This window comes from Acidovorax sp. KKS102 (assembly GCF_000302535.1).
GTDB lineage: Bacteria > Pseudomonadota > Gammaproteobacteria > Burkholderiales > Burkholderiaceae_C > Acidovorax.
Window position 1 is genome coordinate 2,970,570 of sequence record NC_018708.1, and the last position, 16,877, is coordinate 2,987,446.

At 65.4% G+C, this 16,877-nt stretch carries 15 protein-coding genes; 13 read left to right on the forward strand and 2 right to left on the reverse strand.

What is annotated here, in order from left to right:
• The first annotated feature begins 189 nt into the window (after positions 1-189).
• The 11 genes from rpsA (at position 190) to mnhG (ending at position 10,761) form a co-directional block, all read left to right on the forward strand.
• A complete protein-coding gene (gene rpsA, locus C380_RS13600; protein ID WP_015014434.1) occupies positions 190-1,875 on the forward strand; it encodes a 30S ribosomal protein S1 in 1,686 nt (561 codons plus the stop codon).
• 89 nt (positions 1,876-1,964) lie between these two features.
• Complete coding sequence (locus C380_RS13605) at positions 1,965-2,297, forward strand: integration host factor subunit beta (RefSeq protein ID WP_043565417.1); 333 nt, start codon at positions 1,965-1,967, stop codon at positions 2,295-2,297.
• A gap of 132 nt (positions 2,298-2,429) precedes the next feature.
• Positions 2,430-2,759, forward strand: a complete 330-nt coding sequence (locus tag C380_RS13610) for a lipopolysaccharide assembly LapA domain-containing protein (RefSeq protein ID WP_015014436.1) — start codon at positions 2,430-2,432, stop codon at positions 2,757-2,759.
• On the forward strand, positions 2,749-3,906 hold the full coding sequence (lapB, locus tag C380_RS13615; protein ID WP_015014437.1) for a lipopolysaccharide assembly protein LapB: 1,158 nt from the start codon (positions 2,749-2,751) through the stop codon (positions 3,904-3,906). The genes C380_RS13610 and lapB overlap by 11 nt, the downstream gene beginning before the upstream one ends.
• Positions 3,907-3,940: 34 nt before the next feature.
• On the forward strand, positions 3,941-4,396 hold the full coding sequence (locus tag C380_RS13620; RefSeq protein WP_015014438.1) for a helix-hairpin-helix domain-containing protein: 456 nt from the start codon (positions 3,941-3,943) through the stop codon (positions 4,394-4,396).
• A gap of 115 nt (positions 4,397-4,511) precedes the next feature.
• A complete protein-coding gene (locus C380_RS13625) occupies positions 4,512-7,457 on the forward strand; it encodes a monovalent cation/H+ antiporter subunit A (protein ID WP_015014439.1) in 2,946 nt (981 codons plus the stop codon).
• Entirely contained in the window at positions 7,448-7,813 is a 366-nt protein-coding gene (locus C380_RS13630; protein WP_015014440.1) for a Na+/H+ antiporter subunit C, read from the forward strand. Before C380_RS13625 ends, C380_RS13630 begins: the two co-directional genes overlap by 10 nt.
• Before the next feature lie 8 nt (positions 7,814-7,821).
• The gene (locus tag C380_RS13635) at positions 7,822-9,543 is read left to right on the forward strand and encodes a monovalent cation/H+ antiporter subunit D (protein ID WP_043566578.1); all 1,722 of its coding nucleotides are present in this window, start codon (positions 7,822-7,824) and stop codon (positions 9,541-9,543) included.
• Positions 9,540-10,091 (forward strand): Na+/H+ antiporter subunit E, encoded by a 552-nt coding sequence (locus tag C380_RS13640; RefSeq protein ID WP_015014442.1) that lies wholly within the window; start codon positions 9,540-9,542, stop codon positions 10,089-10,091. Before C380_RS13635 ends, C380_RS13640 begins: the two co-directional genes overlap by 4 nt.
• Positions 10,088-10,366, forward strand: a complete 279-nt coding sequence (locus C380_RS13645; RefSeq protein ID WP_015014443.1) for a K+/H+ antiporter subunit F — start codon at positions 10,088-10,090, stop codon at positions 10,364-10,366. The genes C380_RS13640 and C380_RS13645 overlap by 4 nt, the downstream gene beginning before the upstream one ends.
• Positions 10,363-10,761, forward strand: coding sequence for a monovalent cation/H(+) antiporter subunit G (gene mnhG / locus C380_RS13650; protein WP_015014444.1), 399 nt, complete (start codon positions 10,363-10,365; stop codon positions 10,759-10,761). Before C380_RS13645 ends, mnhG begins: the two co-directional genes overlap by 4 nt.
• Positions 10,762-10,840: 79 nt before the next feature.
• Here mnhG and C380_RS13655 read toward each other — a convergent pair whose 3' ends face one another.
• Positions 10,841-14,518, reverse strand: a complete 3,678-nt coding sequence (locus tag C380_RS13655; protein WP_043565419.1) for a hydantoinase B/oxoprolinase family protein — start codon at positions 14,516-14,518, stop codon at positions 10,841-10,843.
• A gap of 92 nt (positions 14,519-14,610) precedes the next feature.
• A complete protein-coding gene (locus C380_RS13660; RefSeq protein WP_015014446.1) occupies positions 14,611-15,165 on the reverse strand; it encodes a winged helix DNA-binding protein in 555 nt (184 codons plus the stop codon).
• Positions 15,166-15,352: 187 nt separating this feature from the next.
• On the opposite strand from C380_RS13660, the gene C380_RS13665 reads away from it, so the two are divergent.
• A complete protein-coding gene (locus C380_RS13665; RefSeq protein ID WP_015014447.1) occupies positions 15,353-16,336 on the forward strand; it encodes a TRAP transporter substrate-binding protein in 984 nt (327 codons plus the stop codon).
• Between the two features lie 18 nt (positions 16,337-16,354).
• Positions 16,355-16,864, forward strand: coding sequence for a TRAP transporter small permease (locus C380_RS13670; RefSeq protein WP_015014448.1), 510 nt, complete (start codon positions 16,355-16,357; stop codon positions 16,862-16,864).
• Positions 16,865-16,877 lie beyond the last annotated feature (13 nt).

The following is a 16,877-nucleotide window of genomic DNA, read 5'->3' on the forward strand; positions in this document are numbered from 1 at the left end:
GGAGCCCTCGGGCTCCAGGCAGTGCCGAAAGGCCTTGCCACAGGCCCACGCAGCTCCTCTCGCGCGTCAGCGCACAGGTTGTGTGGATCGATAACCTAACCCGCGGTTCTACCGCAAAAAACCACCGCAAGCAGCTATAAAAACGGTAGCAATGGTGCTGCCGGAATCCTGTTTGTGGCAAGGAAACACATGTCCGAATCTTTTGCCGCCCTTTTTGAAGAATCCTTGCAGCGCACGGAAATGCGCCCAGGCGAAGTCATCACCGCTGAAGTCGTGCGCGTCGAGCACAACTTCGTGGTCGTGAACGCTGGCCTCAAGTCCGAAGCCTACGTGCCGCTGGAAGAGTTCAAGAACGACAAGGGCGAAGTCGAAGTCCAAGTGGGTGACTTCGTCTCGGTGGCCATTGGCTCCATCGAAAACGGCTACGGCGACACCATCCTGTCGCGCGACACCGCCAAGCGTCTGGCTTCCTGGATGAGCCTGGAAAAGGCCCTGGAATCCGGCGAATTCGTCACCGGCACCACGTCCGGCAAGGTCAAGGGCGGCCTGACCGTTCTGGTCAACGGCATCCGCGCATTCCTGCCCGGCTCGCTGATCGATACCCGTCCGATCAAGGATCTGACGCCGTACGAAAACAAGACCATGGAATTCAAGGTCATCAAGCTGGACCGCAAGCGCAACAACGTGGTGCTGAGCCGCCGCGCTGTGGTGGAAGCCTCCATGGGCGAAGAGCGCGCCAAGCTGATGGAAACCCTGAAGGAAGGCTCCATCGTTCAGGGCGTGGTCAAGAACATCACCGAATACGGTGCGTTCGTGGACTTGGGCGGCATCGACGGCCTGCTGCACATCACCGACATGGCATGGCGCCGCGTGCGTCACCCCTCCGAAGTGGTGACCGCTGGCCAGGAAATCACTGCCAAGATCCTGAAGTTCGACACCGAAAAGAACCGCGTGTCCCTGGGTCTGAAGCAAATGGGCGACGACCCATGGATGGGCGTAAACCGCCGCTACCCCCAAGGCACCCGCCTGTTCGGCAAGATCACGAACATTGCCGACTACGGCGCGTTCGTCGAACTTGAACCCGGCATCGAAGGCCTGGTGCACGTCTCTGAAATGGACTGGACCAACAAGAACATCGCTCCCGCCAAGCTGGTTTCGCTGGGCGACGAAGTCGAAGTCATGGTTCTGGAAATCGACGAAGACAAGCGCCGTATCAGCCTGGGCATGAAGCAGTGCAAGGCCAACCCATGGCAAGAGTTTGCACAGGAAACCAAGCGCGGCGACCGCGTGAAGGGCCCCATCAAGTCCATCACCGACTTCGGCGTGTTCGTGGGTCTGGCTGCCGGTATCGACGGCTTGGTGCACCTGTCTGACCTGTCTTGGAACGAGCCCGGCGAATCCGCTGTGCGCAACTACAAGAAGGGCCAGGAAGTCGAAGCCATCGTTCTGGCTGTGGACGTGGACCGTGAGCGCATCTCCCTGGGTATCAAGCAACTCGACGGCGACCCATTCACGACCTTCGTGACCGTGAACGACAAGGGCCAGACGGTGACCGGCAAGGTCAAGACCGTGGACGCCCGTGGCGCTGAAATCGACCTCGGCGAAGACATCGTGGGCTACCTGCGCGCTTCGGAAATCTCCCGCGACCGCGTGGAAGATGCCCGCAACGTGCTGAAGGAAGGCGACGAAGTCACGGCCGTGGTGGTGAACGTGGATCGCAAGACCCGCAACATCCAGCTGTCGATCAAGCAGAAGGACATGGCTGACGAACAAGGCGCCATGGCCAACCTGAGCCAGCAATCGAGCCGCGAAAGCGCCGGCACGACCAGCCTGGGCGCCCTGCTGCGCGCCAAGCTGGACAACTCGGAAAAGTAAAGCGCTGACCCGTTAAACGGTCAGACAGCGGGCGCCTCGGCGCCCGCTCTTTTTTCAGCCAAGACTGACTGCCTATGTCCCAAGATTCCATGACCCGCTCAGACCTCGTCGAAGAACTGGCCGCCCGTTTCGGTCAGCTCACCCACCGGGATGCCGAATACGCCGTCAAGACCATTCTGGACGCCGTGGGCGAGGCCCTGGTGCGCGGGCACCGCATCGAGATCCGGGGCTTTGGCAGCTTCTCGGTCAACCACCGCCCTCCCCGCATGGGCCGCAATCCGCGCAGCGGCGAGGCTGTGGCCATTCCCGAAAAGCGTGTGCCGCATTTCAAGCCAGGCAAGGCCCTGCGCGAAGCCGTGGACAAACGCACGGCCGAAATGGAAGAAAAGGCCCCGCCTGCCACAGGTACCCTGGGCAGTTGATATGAAATTGATAGCAGCGAGCGCATGATTCACTAGCGCCTGCTGCCGTTTTGGCTTGTATTGTCCTTCGTGCAGCAATGCGCAGGCCTATTGCGCCAAGCTCTTAGAATCGCCCCACCACTGGGGAGACCGATGAAATACCTCCTGTGGCTGCTGAAGGCAGCCATTTTTTTTACGCTCTTCGCCTTCGCGCTGAACAACCAGCAGGACGCGACCGTGCACTTCTTCTTTGGCACGCAATGGCGCGCGCCGCTGGTGCTGGTGGTGCTGACCGCGTTCGCCGCAGGCTTGGTCGTCGGGGCCCTGGGCATGGTACCGCGCTGGTGGCGCCACCGTAACGCGGCCCGTCGCGCCCAGGCCGCAGTCGTTGTGGCACCTGCGCCCGCAGCGCCCCCCGCCGCCAGCGCCACCCCGGCAGTGCCCCCACCACCTCCTGACCTGCCCTCGATCCATGGAATTTGACCTGAGCTGGATACTGCTGGGCTTACCGCTGGCCTTTGTGCTGGGCTGGCTGGCGTCGCGGTTCGATCTGCGCCAGTTGCGCGCCGAAAACCGCCGCGCGCCCAAGGCCTACTTCAAGGGCCTGAACTTCCTGCTCAACGAGCAGCAGGACCAGGCAATCGACGCCTTCATCGAGGCCGTGCAGAACGACCCCGACACCTCCGAGCTGCACTTCGCCCTGGGCAACCTGTTTCGCCGCCGGGGCGAGTACGACCGCGCTGTGCGGGTGCATGAGCATCTGCTCTCGCGCGGCGACCTCTCCCGTACCGACCGCGAGCGCGCCCAGCATGCGCTGGCCCTCGACTTCCTGAAGGCCGGGCTGCTCGACCGCGCCGAAGACGCGCTGCAGCGCCTGGAGGGCACCCCGTTCGAGGCCCAGGCCCGCCTGGCGCTGCTCGCCATTTACGAACGCTCGCGCGACTGGCCCCATGCCGCCAGCATTGCCCGCAAGATGCACGCCGCCGACCAGGGCGACTTCAGCACGCGGCAGGCGCACTACCTGTGCGAGCAGGCCCTGGCGCTGATCGCGCAGGGCGACCTGCCGGGCGCGCAGGCCCTGCTGGACCAGGCCGTGGCGGCCGCCCCCGAGGCAGCGCGCGCGCGCATCGAACTGGCGCGCCTGCAACGCCTGATGGGCCAGCCGGCCGCCGTGCTGTCCACCCTCAAAACGCTGGGCGAGCGCAACCCCGCTGCGCTTCCCCTGGCCGCCCCGCTGATGGTCGAAGCCGCAACAGCCACTGGCCGCACGCCCGAAGTCCACGCCCTGCTGCAGGCCCACTATGCGCAAGCACCTTCGCTGGACGTGCTGGAAAGCATCGTGGCGATGGAGGCTGCCGACGAGGCCACCCGCCCGTCTGCCCGCCAGCGTTATGTGGAGCACCTGGACAAGGAACGCTCTCTGGTCGCCGCCGCCAAATGGCTGGCCACCGAAAAGCTGGAGCACGAAGAATTCCACCCCCAGGTCCAACGCGCGCTGGACCATGCCGTCAAGCCGCTCACCCGCTATCGCTGCGCGGCCTGCGGTTTTGAAGCGCGCCAGCATTTCTGGCAATGCCCCGGCTGCCAAACCTGGGACAGCTACCCGGCGCGCCGGGTCGAAGAACTCTAAGAGCCGTATCCCTCAACACCCTAAGCTCCTCGCCATGCTGAAGAAACTACTGACCCTGCTGGTTGCCACCCTGCTCGCTACCGCCGCCTGGGCCGCCGTGGACGTGAACACCGCTACCGAGGCTGAACTCGACGGCATCAAGGGCATCGGCCCCGGCCTGTCGGGCCGCATCCTGCAAGAGCGCCAAAGCGCGCCCTTCAAAGACTGGGCCGACTTCATCGGCCGTGTGGGTGGCGTGGGCAACAAGAGTGCCGTCAACTTCTCCAAAGAGGGCCTGACCGTCAACGGCAAGAAGTACAGCGCGGCAGCTGCAGCCAAGGCAGAAGCTAAGAACAATAAGAAGCACAGCAGCCGCCACACCGCAGACCGCAAAGCCCGTGGCAGCGCTGACAAGGAGTCCGCAACGGCAACCACGCCAGCCACACCACCTGCCACGGCGACGGCGGCACCGGCAGCGCCCGCCCCAGCAACAGGCGCTAGCAAAAACTAAGCACGCTTCACAAGCAGCAAGCCCGCTCCAGCGGGCTTGTTTTTTTGCGGCATGGCATAGCCAACAGCGAGGGCCGGGCAGGGTTTTTAGGGGCTGCCCCTAAAATCAATCGCGCATGCCCCTGATCACCCTCATCCTTCTCCCCTTCATCGGCAGCCTGCTGGCAGCGGTTCTGCCGTCCAACGCCCGCAATACAGAGTCCACCTTGGCGGGACTTATCGCGGTGTTCTGCACAGCCCAGGCGGCGCTGTACTTCCCGGAGATTGCGGACGGCGGCGTGATCCGGCAAGAGCTGGCCTGGCTGCCCGCGCTGGGTCTGAACCTCGTCATCCGCATGGATGGCTTTGCGTGGATGTTCTGCATGCTGGTGCTGGGCGTGGGCAGCCTGGTGGTGCTGTACGCGCGCTATTACATGTCGCCCGCAGACCCAGTGCCGCGCTTCTTCTCATTCTTCCTGGCTTTCATGGGCGCGATGGCGGGCGTAGTGCTGTCGGGCAACATCATCCAGATCGCGTTCTTCTGGGAGCTGACCAGCCTGTTCTCCTTCCTGCTGATCGGCTACTGGCACCACCGCAAGGATGCCCGGCGTGGCGCACGCATGGCTCTGACGGTGACCGGTACAGGCGGCCTGGCCATGCTGGCGGGCATGCTGGTGCTGGGCCACATCGTCGGCAGCTACGACCTGGACCATGTGCTGGTTGCGGCCCAGCTCATCCAGAACCACCCGCTCTACACCACCGCACTTGTCCTGATTCTGCTGGGCGCGCTGACCAAGAGCGCGCAGTTCCCCTTCCACTTCTGGCTTCCCAACGCCATGGCCGCGCCCACACCCGTGTCGGCGTACCTGCACTCAGCCACCATGGTCAAGGCCGGCGTGTTTCTGCTGGCGCGCCTGTGGCCCGCGCTGGCGGGCACCGAGCAGTGGTTCTGGCTGGTGGGCGGCGCGGGCCTGGCCACTCTGCTGGTGGGCGGCTACGCGTCCATGTTCCAGAACGACCTCAAGGGGCTGCTGGCGTACTCGACCATCTCGCACCTGGGCCTGATCACCCTGCTGCTGGGCCTGAACAGCCCGCTGGCGGCCGTTGCAGCGGTCTTCCACATCATGAACCACGCGACCTTCAAAGCCTCGCTGTTCATGGCCGTGGGCATCGTGGACCATGAAAGCGGCACGCGCGACATACGCCGCCTGTCGGGCCTGCGCACCATGATGCCGATCACCGCCACCCTGGCCATGGTGGCCAGCGCGGCCATGGCGGGCGTGCCGCTGCTCAACGGCTTCCTCTCCAAGGAAATGTTCTTTGCCGAGACGGTGTACGTGAACACCACGCCATTGCTCGAATGGCTGCTGCCGGTGGCCGCCACGGTGGCCGGCATGTTCAGCGTGGCGTATTCGCTGCGCTTCACGGTGGATGTTTTCTTCGGCCCGCCCGCTACGGACCTGCCGCGTCATCCCCACGAGCCCCCGCACTGGATGCGCGTGCCGGTGGAACTGCTGGTGCTGGCCTGCCTGGTGGTGGGCACGCTGCCCGCGTGGTCGGTGGGGGCCTACCTGGCCGCTGCCGCACGGCCCGTGGTGGGTGGCGAGCTGCCCACCTACAGCCTGGCGGTCTGGCATGGCTTCAACACACCCTTTGTGATGAGCCTGGTGGCTTTGGGCGGGGGTATTGCGCTCTACGCCCTGCTGCGCTGGCAGCGCGAAAAGGGTGCCATCGATGCGCCACCCGTCATGCGCCGCATCAGTGGCCAGCGGGCCTTTGAGGCCACGCTGGCCCTGCTCAGCCTCGTGGGCCGCAATGGCCGCCGCCTGCTGGGCACCGGTCGCTTGCAGTGGCAGATGCTGTGGCTGGTGTGCGCTGCGCTGGTGGCGGGCACCCTGCCCCTGTGGGCGCGGGGCCTGCCCATTGGCGACCGGGTGCAGCTCCCGCTGTCGCCTGCCTTTGCGCTGCTGTGGCTGCTGGGCGCCGTGTGCGCCGTCGCGGCAGCCTGGCAGGCCAAATACCACCGGCTGGCCGCCCTGACGCTGCTCGGTGGCTCCGGGCTGTGCGTGTGCCTGACCTTCCTGTGGTTCTCGGCGCCCGACCTGGCGCTCACACAGATCGTGGTGGAGGTGGTGACCACCATCCTCATTCTGCTGGGCCTGCGCTGGCTGCCGCGGCGCGACGAGAGCCTGCGCGTGCCCACGCTGGCCGAAGAGCGCCGCACCCAGCTGCGCCGCTACCGCGACATGGCGCTGACGTTGGCTGCGGGTGGTGGCATGGCGCTGCTGTCGTTCGCGATGATGAGCCGCCCGTTCCCCGACAGCACCTCCACCTTTTTTCTGGAGCGTGCGCTTACCGAAGGGGGCGGCACCAACGTGGTCAACGTCATGCTGGTGGACTTCCGGGGCTTTGACACCTTTGGCGAGATCGTGGTGCTCGGCATTGTGGCGCTCACGGTGTATGCGCTGCTGCGGCGCTTCCGCCCTGCGCGCGAGGTGATGGACCTGCCGCCCCAGCAGCGCGCACTGCCCGCCGATGTGGACACCGACCTCGCCAACCCACGCCAGACTGCCGACACCGCCGTGGGCTACCTCATGGTGCCCGCCGTTCTGGTGCGGCTGATGCTGCCGTTTGCCACTCTGGTTGCGGTCTACCTCTTCATGCGCGGCCACAACGAGCCCGGCGGTGGCTTTGTGGCGGGGCTGGTGTTCTCGGTAGCGCTGCTGCTGCAGTACATCGTCTCGGGCACCTCGTGGGTCGAGGCGCATCTGCCGCTGTACCCGCGCCGCTGGATCGGCGTGGGCCTGCTCGCCGCACTGGCCACGGGCCTGGGCGCATTGGCCTGGGGCTATCCGTTTTTGACCAGCCACACGGCGCATTTTTCGCTGCCCGTGGTGGGTGAGATCCATGTGGCCAGCGCACTGTTCTTCGACATCGGCGTGTTCACCCTGGTGGTGGGCTCCACCATGCTCATCCTCACCGGCATTGCCCACCAGTCGGTGCGCAGCCACCGCTACAACAACGCACGCGCGGCCGAAGAAGCCCAGGCCGCCGCCACACCAGGAGAAGGCCCATGGAACTGATACTGGCCTTGGCCATTGGTGTGCTCACCGGATCCGGCGTCTGGCTGCTGCTGCGGCCGCGTACCTTCCAGGTCATCATGGGCCTGTCGCTGCTGTCGTACGCCGTCAACCTGTTCATCTTCAGCATGGGCCGCCTGGGCCTCGCGATTGACAAGGAGCCCGTGCTGCAGCCCGGGGTGCCGCAAGACCTGGCCCACTATGCCGACCCCATGCCCCAGGCGCTCACTCTCACGGCCATCGTGATCGGCTTTGCCATGACCGCGCTCTTCCTGGTGGTGCTGCTGGCATCGCGTGGCATGGCCGGCACCGACCATGTGGACGGCACCAAGGGTAAAGACGTGCAGGAAATGCCATGACGGGAGGCATGAGCATCACCGCATCGATCACCGCGTGGCTGATGCCGCACCTGATCCTTGCGCCCATTGCACTGCCCCTGCTCACGGCCGGGCTCATGCTGCTGCTGCGCGAGGAACGCCAGCGCACCAAGGTCACGCTCAACATCACCTCGACCCTGGTGGGCCTGGTGGTGGCTGTGTTGCTGCTGGTGCAGGCCAAGGAGCCCAGCGTGCAGACCAGCCTGGGCGTGTACCTGCCGGGCAACTGGCCGGCGCCGTTCGGCATCGTGCTGGTCATCGACCGCCTGTCGGCCATGATGCTGGTGCTGACCAGCACGGTGGCGCTGGCCACGGTGCTGTTCTCGGCCGCGCGCTGGCACCGGGCGGGCGTGCACTTTCACCCGCTGTTCCAGTTCCAGCTCATGGGGCTGGCCGGGGCGTTTCTCACGGCCGACCTGTTCAACCTGTTCGTGTTCTTCGAGATCATGCTGGCGGCGTCCTATGGGCTGCTGCTGCACGGCTCGGGCCGCCCGCGCGTGTCGGCGGGGCTGCACTACATCGCCATCAACCTCGCGGCGTCGTCGCTGTTCCTCATCGGGGTGTCGATGCTCTACGGCATCACCGGCACGCTCAACATGGCCGACCTGGCGCAGAGCATTGCGGGTGTGGCCGTGGCAGACCGGGGTCTGCTGCACGCGGCCGCTGCCATTCTGGCAGTGGCCTTCCTGATCAAGGCCGCCGTGTGGCCGCTCAACTTCTGGCTGGTGCCCGCCTACAGCGCGGCCACCGCGCCCGTGGGTGCGCTGTTTGCGCTCATGACCAAGGTGGGCGTGTACAGCGTGCTGCGGCTGTGGACGCTGCTGTTTGGCGCCGAGGCCGGTGAATCCGCGCTGTTTGGCAGCCAGTGGCTCATTGGCGGCGGCATGCTGACCATGGCGTTTGGCGCCATTGGCATGCTGGGATCGCAGCGCCTGGGGCATCTGGCCGGGTCCAGCGCCGTGTTGTCATCGGGCACGCTGCTGGCCGCTGTCGGCTTCGGACAAAACCTGCTCACCAGCGGGCTGCTGTACTACCTGCTCAGCTCCACGCTGGCTGTGAGCGCGCTGTTCCTGCTTACCGACCTGATCGACCGCTGGCGCAATGACGGAGCCAACCTCGCGCCGTACGAGCAGACCGACGACGCTCCGTTTCTATCGGCCGATCTGGTGCCCACGGAGGGCATGAACCTGGACGACAAGGAACAGGCGCTGATCGGCCAGGTCATCCCTGCCGCTGCGGCCTTTTTGGGCCTGGCGTTCATGGCCTGCACGCTGGTGATTGCGGGCCTGCCGCCCCTGCCCGGCTTTGTGGGCAAGTTCGCCATGGTCCATGCACTGCTCAACCCGCTGGGGCTGGGTGCGGCCCAGGGCTTCCGCCTGGGCGCTGCGGGCTGGACGCTGGTGGCGCTGCTGGTGGGCTCGGGGCTGCTGGCACTGCTGGCGCTCACGCGCGCGGGCATTCGCCATTTCTGGTCGGCCCAGGGCCGGGCTTCACCGCAGCTGCTGGTGCTGGAGGGGCTGCCCATTGCCCTGCTGCTGCTGGCGTGTGTGGCGCTGGTGTGGCAAGCCGGTGCAGTGATGCGCTACACCCAGGCCACGGCCGATGCCCTGCATGCGCCCGGCACCTACGTGCGTGCGGTGATGACCGCGGCGCCCGTCGCACCTTCGCCTGCAGCAGCGCCTGAAACCCTGCCACCGGGGAGCAAGCCATGACCCAGCCAGGCCCATCGACGGCATCCAACGCCCCAGCCGTTTCCCCGCGCCCCGGTCTGTTGCGGCGCCTGGTGCCGGCGCCGCTGCTCTCGCTGGCGTTGCTGGGCCTGTGGCTGCTGCTCAACCGCAGTCTGAGTGCAGGCCACCTGGTGCTCGGCGCCGTGCTGGCACTGGCCATCCCGCTGCTGACGGCCGGGCTGCGCCCGCTGCCGGTGCGCATTCGCAAGCCAGGCACCGTCTTGCGCCTGGCACTCACGGTGGTGGCAGACACTACCCGGTCCAACCTGGCCGTGGCCGGCCTGCTGCTGGCGCCCGGCCGCAGGCGCCACCCAGCGGGCTTTGTGCACATTCCGCTGGATGTGCGGGACCCCAACGCCTTGGCTGTTCTGGCGATGATCGTGTGCATCACGCCCGGTACCGCGTGGGCCGAGATTTCGCTGGACCGCAGCATGCTGCTGCTGCACGTGCTGGAGCTGGACGACCCCGCCACGGTAATCGCTGAGGTGAAGCAGCGCTACGAGGCCCCCTTGATGGAGATTTTTGAATGACCCCCGTGCTGGACTGGGCCCTGCCGGCCGCCCTGCTCATGCTCGCACTGGCCATGGGCTGTGCGTTGATCCGACTGCTCAAGGGCCCGTCCGCGCAAGACCGCGTGCTGGCGCTGGACTGCATGTACCTGAGCGGCATGCTGATGATGCTGGTGCTGGGTCTGCTCTACGGCAGCAAGAACTACTTCGAGGCCGCGCTGCTGCTGGCGCTGTTCAGCTTTGTCGGCTCCATGGCCATGGCCAAGTTTTTACTGCGCGGCGAGGTGATCGAATGACCGACGCTGCCACCACCGTCACGGCGGTTCTTCCGCTGTGGCTGGAAATCATCGTGGCCGTGCTGGTGCTGGCAGGTGCTGCGCTGGCCCTGCTGGGCTCCATCGGACTGCTGCGGCTGCCCACGTTTTTTGAACGGGTACACGCCCCCTCCATCATCGCCACGCTGGGCTGCTGGCTGATCATGCACGGCACGGTGCTGTACTTCTCGGTGGCCGACAGCAGCCTGGCGCTGCATGCGCTGCTGATTGCCGTGTTCGTGGCGATCACGGTGCCCATCATGTCGATTTTTCTGATGCGCGCGGCGCTGTTCCGCGCCCGGCAGGCCGGGCGTGATGTGCCACCCAGCCTGAGCCAGCCCGAGGTGGATGGCAGCACAGAAGCCAAAGACTCCTGATCACCTCACCCTGATCAAACACTCCTGATTTGATAGCTGCAGGTGCATATAAAACATGCGCCTGCAGCGGTTTTGGCTCTTATTTCGCCCCTGGCACGCCAAACCCGCCGCCGCCGGGGGTGTGGATCTCAAACACATCGCCCGGCGCCATCTCGGCCTGGCCGATGTGGTCCAGCAGCTCCACCCGGCCATCGCTGCGCACCACCTTGTTGATGCCCACCGCGCCTGGCTGGCCACCCGCCATGCCAAACGCGCCATGGTGGCGGCCGTTGGACAAGATGCTGGCCGTCATCGGCTCCAGAAAGCGCACGCGGCGAATGCCGCCATCACCACCTTTGTACTGCCCCGCACCGCCCGAGCCCTTGCGGATCTCGTAGCCCTCCAGCCGCACCGGAAAGCGGAACTCCAGCACCTCGGGGTCCGTCAGGCGCGAGTTGGTCATGTGGCACTGCACGACGCTGGTGCCGTCAAAACCGCCCGCCAGTTGCCCGTTCGCATCCCATACCCCACCCGCGCCGCTGCCACCCGAGATGGTCTCGTAGTACTGGTAGCGCGTGCTGCCAAAGGTGAAGTTGTTCATGGTGCACTGCCCCGCCGCCATCAGGCCCAGCGCGCCGTACAGCGCGTTGGTGATGCAGGTGGAGGTCTCCACATTGCCCGCCACCACCGAGGCTGGGGGGTTGGGGTTGAGCATGCTCCCCGGCGGGATGATGACGTTGAGCGGCTTGAGGCACCCGGCGTTCAGCGGAATGTCGTCATCTACCAGAGTGCGGAACACGTACAGCACCGCCGCCATGCACACCGCCGTGGGCGCGTTGAAGTTGTTGGTCTGCTGCGGGCTGGTGCCGGTGAAGTCGATGGTGGCGCTGCGGCTTTGCGCATCCACCTTAACGGCCACACTGATCTGCGCGCCGTTGTCCAGCGGCAGGGTGAACTGCCCGTCCTTCAAGCGCGTGATGACGCGGCGCACAGATTCTTCGGCGTTGTCCTGCACATGGCGCATGTAGGCTTGCACCACGTCCAACCCAAACTCGGCCACCATGCGGCGCAGCTCCTGCTGGCCCTTCTCATTCGCTGCGATCTGCGCGCGCAGGTCCGCCATGTTCTGCTGCGGGTTGCGGCTGGGGTATTCGCCGCTTTCGAGCAGCGCAATCATCTCCGCCTCGCGCAGTACGCCACGCTCCACCAGCTTCACGTTGTTGATCTGCACGCCCTCTTCCTCGATGCGCGTGGAGAACGGCGGCATCGACCCCGGCGTGGTGCCGCCCACATCCGCGTGGTGGCCCCGGCTGCCCACATAGAACGTGGGCGTGGCTTCATCAGCGATATAGACCGGCGTGATGACCGTGATGTCCGGCAGGTGCGTGCCGCCGTGGTACGGGTCGTTGAGCACGAACACGTCGCCGGGCTGCATCTTGCCCGCGTTCTCGCGGATCACCGTCTTGATGCTCTCGCCCATGGAGCCCAGGTGCACGGGCATGTGCGGCGCATTGGCAATCAGGTTGCCCGCCGTGTCGAACAGCGCGCAGCTGAAGTCAAGGCGTTCCTTGATGTTGACGGAGTACGCCGTGTTCTGCAGCTGCAGCCCCATCTGCTCCGCGATGTTCATGAACAGGTTGTTGAACACCTCCAGCAGCACCGGGTCCACGGTGGTGCCCACCGCATGCTGCACAGCGCGCGCCACGCGGCGGTTGAGCAGCAGGTGGTCCAGCTCGGTGAGCTGCGCTTCCCAGCCGGGCTCCACGATGGTGGTGGCGTTCTTCTCGGCAATGATGGCCGGGCCGGGGATCACGTCGCCGGGGCGCAGGTCCTCGCGCACCACCAGGGCCGCGTCGTGCCACGCGGGCACGCCGTCCACGCCACCGGTGTACATGCGCACGGTGCTGCGGCGCGGCACCTCGCGTGCGGGCTGCAGCGCATGGCGTGGCTCCACGGGCGCGTCGCCGGGCACCACGGCCTCGACCGATACGGCCTCCACCACCAGGCCCTTGCCCTGCATGAGAAAGGCAAAGCGCTGGCGGTATGCGGCTTCAAAGCCTGCGGTGATCTCGGCCAACGAGCCGAACGGCACGATAAGCGCAGAGTCGCTACCCTCGTAGCGCACATGCACGCGGCGGTGCACCACGGCTGTGCCTGCGCCCACCTGCTGGCGCTCCAGCTCGGTGCGTGCGGTGGTAGCCAGTTGGTCCAGCGTGGCCTCGATGCCCGCGAGTGCCTCAGGCACCAGCTTCGTTTCCACGGCCTGTTCGCGGATCACGTTTTGGTCCGCCAGGCCCATGCCGTAGGCACTGAGCACACCGGCCAGCGGGTGCACAAACACGCGGGTCATGCCCAGCGCGTCGGCCACCAAACACGCGTGCTGGCCGCCCGCGCCGCCAAAACACTGCAGTGTGTAGCGCGTCACGTCATACCCTCGCGCTACGCTGATCTTCTTGATGGCATTGGCCATCTGCTGCACAGCAATCTGGATAAAGCCGTGGGCCACATCCTCGGCGCTGCGCCCGGTTTGCTCGGCAAGATCGCCAAACTTGCGCGCCACTGCGTCGCCATCCAGCGCCTCGTTGGCAGCGTGGCCAAACACCTTGGGGAAATGCGCGGGCTGGATCTTGCCCACCATCACATTCGCATCGGTCACGGCCAGCGGGCCGCCCCGGCGGTAGCTGGCGGGGCCAGGGTTGGCACCCGCGCTCTCGGGGCCGACGCGGAAGCGCGCGCCGTCAAAGCCGAGGATGGAGCCACCACCGGCCGCCACGGTGTGGATGCTCATCATGGGCGCACGCATGCGCACACCGGCCACCTGGGTCTCGAACTCGCGCTCGAACTCGCCCGCGTAGTGGCTCACATCGGTGCTGGTGCCGCCCATGTCAAAGCCGATGACCTTCGCGTGGCCCGCCAACCCCGCCGGGTCACTGCGAAAGGCCAGCTCCGCTGTCCGGGCCATGCCGACGATGCCGCCTGCGGGTCCACTCAAGATCGCGTCCTTGCCCTGGAACACCTGCGCGTCCGTGAGGCCCCCCGACGACTGCATGAAGAACAACTTGACGCCCGGCATTTCGCTCGCCACCTGGTCCACATAACGGCGCAGGATAGGCGACAGGTAGGCATCGACCACGGTGGTGTCGCCCCGGCTCACCAGCTTCATCATGGGGCTGGTGGCGTGCGATGCGCTCACCTGCGTGAAGCCCATTTCGCGCGCAATGCGGGCCGCAGCCTCTTCGTGTGCGGTGTAGCGGTAGCCGTGCATGAACACGATGGCCGCGCTGCGCAGGCCCGCGTCGTAGGCGGCCCACAGGCGTTCCTTGAGGTGGTCTTCGTCCAGCGGCTCGATCACCTCACCCTGCGCGCCCATGCGCTCCTGGGCTTCCACCACGCGCTCGTACAGCAGCTCGGGCAGCACGATGTGGCGGTCAAACAAACGTGGGCGGTTCTGGTAGGCAATGCGCAGCGCGTCCTTGAAGCCCTTGGTGGTGATGAGCAGCGTGGGCTCGCCCTTGCGCTCCAGCAGGGCGTTGGTAGCCACCGTGGTGCCCATCTTCACGCACTCCACCAGCGCGGGCGTGACCGGCTCGCCGGGCTGCAGGCCCAGCAGGTGGCGAATGCCCGCCACGGCAGCGTCCTTGTACTGCTCGGGGTTCTCGGACAGCAGCTTGTGCGTGACCAGAGTGCCGTCCGGGCGCTTGCCCACCACATCGGTGAAGGTGCCGCCCCGGTCGATCCAGAACTGCCAGCGGGCCAAAGAAGAAGCTTGTTGGGACATGGTGATGCTATCTAATCAATAGCTGCCAGCGCAATCGGTACCTGCGCTACAGCCGCTTTTCATTCAAAAATCCAAAAATCGGAGGTCCAGGGTCACAACGACGCCGCCGATCGCGCCGCCTGGTCGTACATGCCCGAGAGCACACGCAGCAAACGGGCCAGTTCGCCGATGTCGCGGTTGAGCGCGTCATCGGCATTCAAGGCATCGATGAGGCAGCTCTCGCGGATCTCGCGGTAGCGCTGCACATAGGCGCGGCCGGTGTCGGTGGCGGCATAGGTGACTTCCTTGCCGTTCTTCTGCGAGGCGACCACGCCCAGGGTCTGCAGCTTTTTGAGCGAGTAGTTCACCAGGTGCGTGTCTTCCACGTTCATGATGAAGCAGATGTCGGCCAGTCGCTTGTCGCGCGCACGGTGCGTGACGTGGTGCAGCACCACCACGTCGAGCGGCGTCAGGTCCTTGAGACCCGCCGCCGCCATGCAGTGCACCACCCAGCGGTGGAACGCGTTGCCCGCCACGATGAGGCCGAACTCGAACTCGCTCATCTCTGCGCTCTGCGCCGACACCAAGTGCGCCGATGACACGATGGGACCGGAGTCGGCTTTGGGTGGAAGCGCGGACTTGGCCTTGGGCTTGGCGTCAGATTTCATGGCGGGTTCAGGCCTGCGGGTTCTGTCATTGGCACGGGATATGCATGGGGCATTGTAGGCAAGTCGATGGTAATTTGTTGGCAATTTGTCAGCGTTTAGGCAAAACACCTATCGCAATCGGATCGGCTTCCGATACAGTGATTTGTTACATCCAACCTTGTACATACAACCCTGCGGAGCAATATCCATGAAGCGTCGAATCTTCCCCGTGACCGCACTCGCCCTGACCCTGGCTGCGGGCCTGTCTGCCACCTCGGCATTTGCCCAGACCAAGTGGGACCTGGCCGCCGCCTACCCTGCCACCAACTTCCACACCGAGAACATGGTGCAGCTGGCCAGCGATGTGGACAAGGCCACCGGCGGCAAGCTCAAGATCACGGTGCATGCCAACGCCGCGCTGTTCAAAGCCCCTGAAATCAAGCGCGCCGTGCAAGGCGGCCAGGCGCAGATGGGCGAGATCCTGCTGGCCAACTTCCAGAATGAATGGCAGCTGTTTGGCGTGGATGGCCTGCCCTTCCTGGCCGACAGCTACGACGCCTCCAAGAAGCTCTACGCCGCCCAAAAGCCCTTCCTGGAAAAGAAGCTGGCTGAGCAGGGAATGATGTTGCTGTACGCGGTGGCCTGGCCTCCACAAGGCATCTACACCAAGAAGCCGCTGGCCTCTGCCGCTGACCTCAAGGGCATCAAGTGGCGCGCCTACAGCCCTGCCACCGCCCGCATTGCCGAGCTGGTCGGTGCCCAGCCCGTGACGGTGCAGGCTGCGGAGTTCTCGCAGGCCCTTGCCACGGGCGTGGTCGAATCGACAATGACCTCGGGCGCCACCGGTGTGGACAGCAAGCTGTACGAGCACCTCAAGTTCTACTACGACACCCAGGCCTGGCTGCCCAAGAACGCCGTGCTGGTGAACAAGAAGGCGTTTGACGCGCTGGACAAGCCCAGCCAGGAAGCGCTGCTGAAGGCCGGTGCCGACGCCGAAGCCCGCGGCTGGGCCAACAGCGCCAAGGTCAACACCGACACCGTCGCCAAGCTCAAGGCCAACGGCATGGACGTGGTGACACCACCGGCCGCACTGAAGGCCGACATGGCCAAGGTGGGTGACACCATGCTCAAGGAATGGCTGAACAAGGCCGGCCCCGAAGGCAAGGCGCTCATCGACGCCTACCGCAAATAAGCCCAGGCGCCCACGCACATGCGTCGTCTGCTGGACTTTCTGTACGACAGCGCCGCCGCCCTGGCGGCGCTTTTCATGGTCGGCTTGTTGGGGATGGTGCTGCTGTCCATCGCCAGCCGGCAGTTCCACTTTCACGTGCCGGGCACGGACGCCTATGCGGGTTACCTGATGGCCGCATCGGGCTTTCTGGCGCTCGCCCACACCTTGAAGCGCGGCGAGCACATCCGCGTCACGCTGTTGCTCAACTTTTTGAAGGGCGGCGCCAAGAAGGCGTTCGAGATCTGGGCTTTGGCCATTGCCACACTGCTGGCCGTGCTGTTTGCGGTGTACAGCTGCAAGCTGGCCTGGCAGTCGCACGAGTTCCACGACATCTCCACCAGCAGCGACGCCACACCCCTGTGGATTCCGCAGATCGCCATGGCCGTGGGCACGGTGATTCTGGCCATCGCGTTCCTGGACGAGCTGGTGCTGGAGATGATGGGCAAGCGTGTAGATGCCTCGTCTGGCGAAGCATTGCGCAATGAATAAACCTGGCACAACC

What these genes read in the sequence shown, in the direction of transcription:
- C380_RS13610 (WP_015014436.1), top strand. Translation starts at nt 2,430, where the DNA reads ATGAAATACCTCCTGTGGCTGCTGAAGGCAGCCATTTTTTTTACGCTC.
- C380_RS13645 (WP_015014443.1), top strand. Translation starts at nt 10,088, where the DNA reads ATGACCCCCGTGCTGGACTGGGCCCTGCCGGCCGCCCTGCTCATGCTC.
- C380_RS13630 (WP_015014440.1), top strand. Translation starts at nt 7,448, where the DNA reads ATGGAACTGATACTGGCCTTGGCCATTGGTGTGCTCACCGGATCCGGC.
- C380_RS13640 (WP_015014442.1), top strand. Translation starts at nt 9,540, where the DNA reads ATGACCCAGCCAGGCCCATCGACGGCATCCAACGCCCCAGCCGTTTCC.
- mnhG (WP_015014444.1), top strand. Translation starts at nt 10,363, where the DNA reads ATGACCGACGCTGCCACCACCGTCACGGCGGTTCTTCCGCTGTGGCTG.
- lapB (WP_015014437.1), top strand. Translation starts at nt 2,749, where the DNA reads ATGGAATTTGACCTGAGCTGGATACTGCTGGGCTTACCGCTGGCCTTT.
- rpsA (WP_015014434.1), top strand. Translation starts at nt 190, where the DNA reads ATGTCCGAATCTTTTGCCGCCCTTTTTGAAGAATCCTTGCAGCGCACG.
- C380_RS13620 (WP_015014438.1), top strand. Translation starts at nt 3,941, where the DNA reads ATGCTGAAGAAACTACTGACCCTGCTGGTTGCCACCCTGCTCGCTACC.
- C380_RS13655 (WP_043565419.1), bottom strand. Translation starts at nt 14,518, where the DNA reads ATGTCCCAACAAGCTTCTTCTTTGGCCCGCTGGCAGTTCTGGATCGAC.
- C380_RS13625 (WP_015014439.1), top strand. Translation starts at nt 4,512, where the DNA reads ATGCCCCTGATCACCCTCATCCTTCTCCCCTTCATCGGCAGCCTGCTG.
- C380_RS13605 (WP_043565417.1), top strand. Translation starts at nt 1,965, where the DNA reads ATGACCCGCTCAGACCTCGTCGAAGAACTGGCCGCCCGTTTCGGTCAG.
- C380_RS13665 (WP_015014447.1), top strand. Translation starts at nt 15,353, where the DNA reads ATGAAGCGTCGAATCTTCCCCGTGACCGCACTCGCCCTGACCCTGGCT.
- C380_RS13660 (WP_015014446.1), bottom strand. Translation starts at nt 15,165, where the DNA reads ATGAAATCTGACGCCAAGCCCAAGGCCAAGTCCGCGCTTCCACCCAAA.
- C380_RS13670 (WP_015014448.1), top strand. Translation starts at nt 16,355, where the DNA reads ATGCGTCGTCTGCTGGACTTTCTGTACGACAGCGCCGCCGCCCTGGCG.
- C380_RS13635 (WP_043566578.1), top strand. Translation starts at nt 7,822, where the DNA reads ATGAGCATCACCGCATCGATCACCGCGTGGCTGATGCCGCACCTGATC.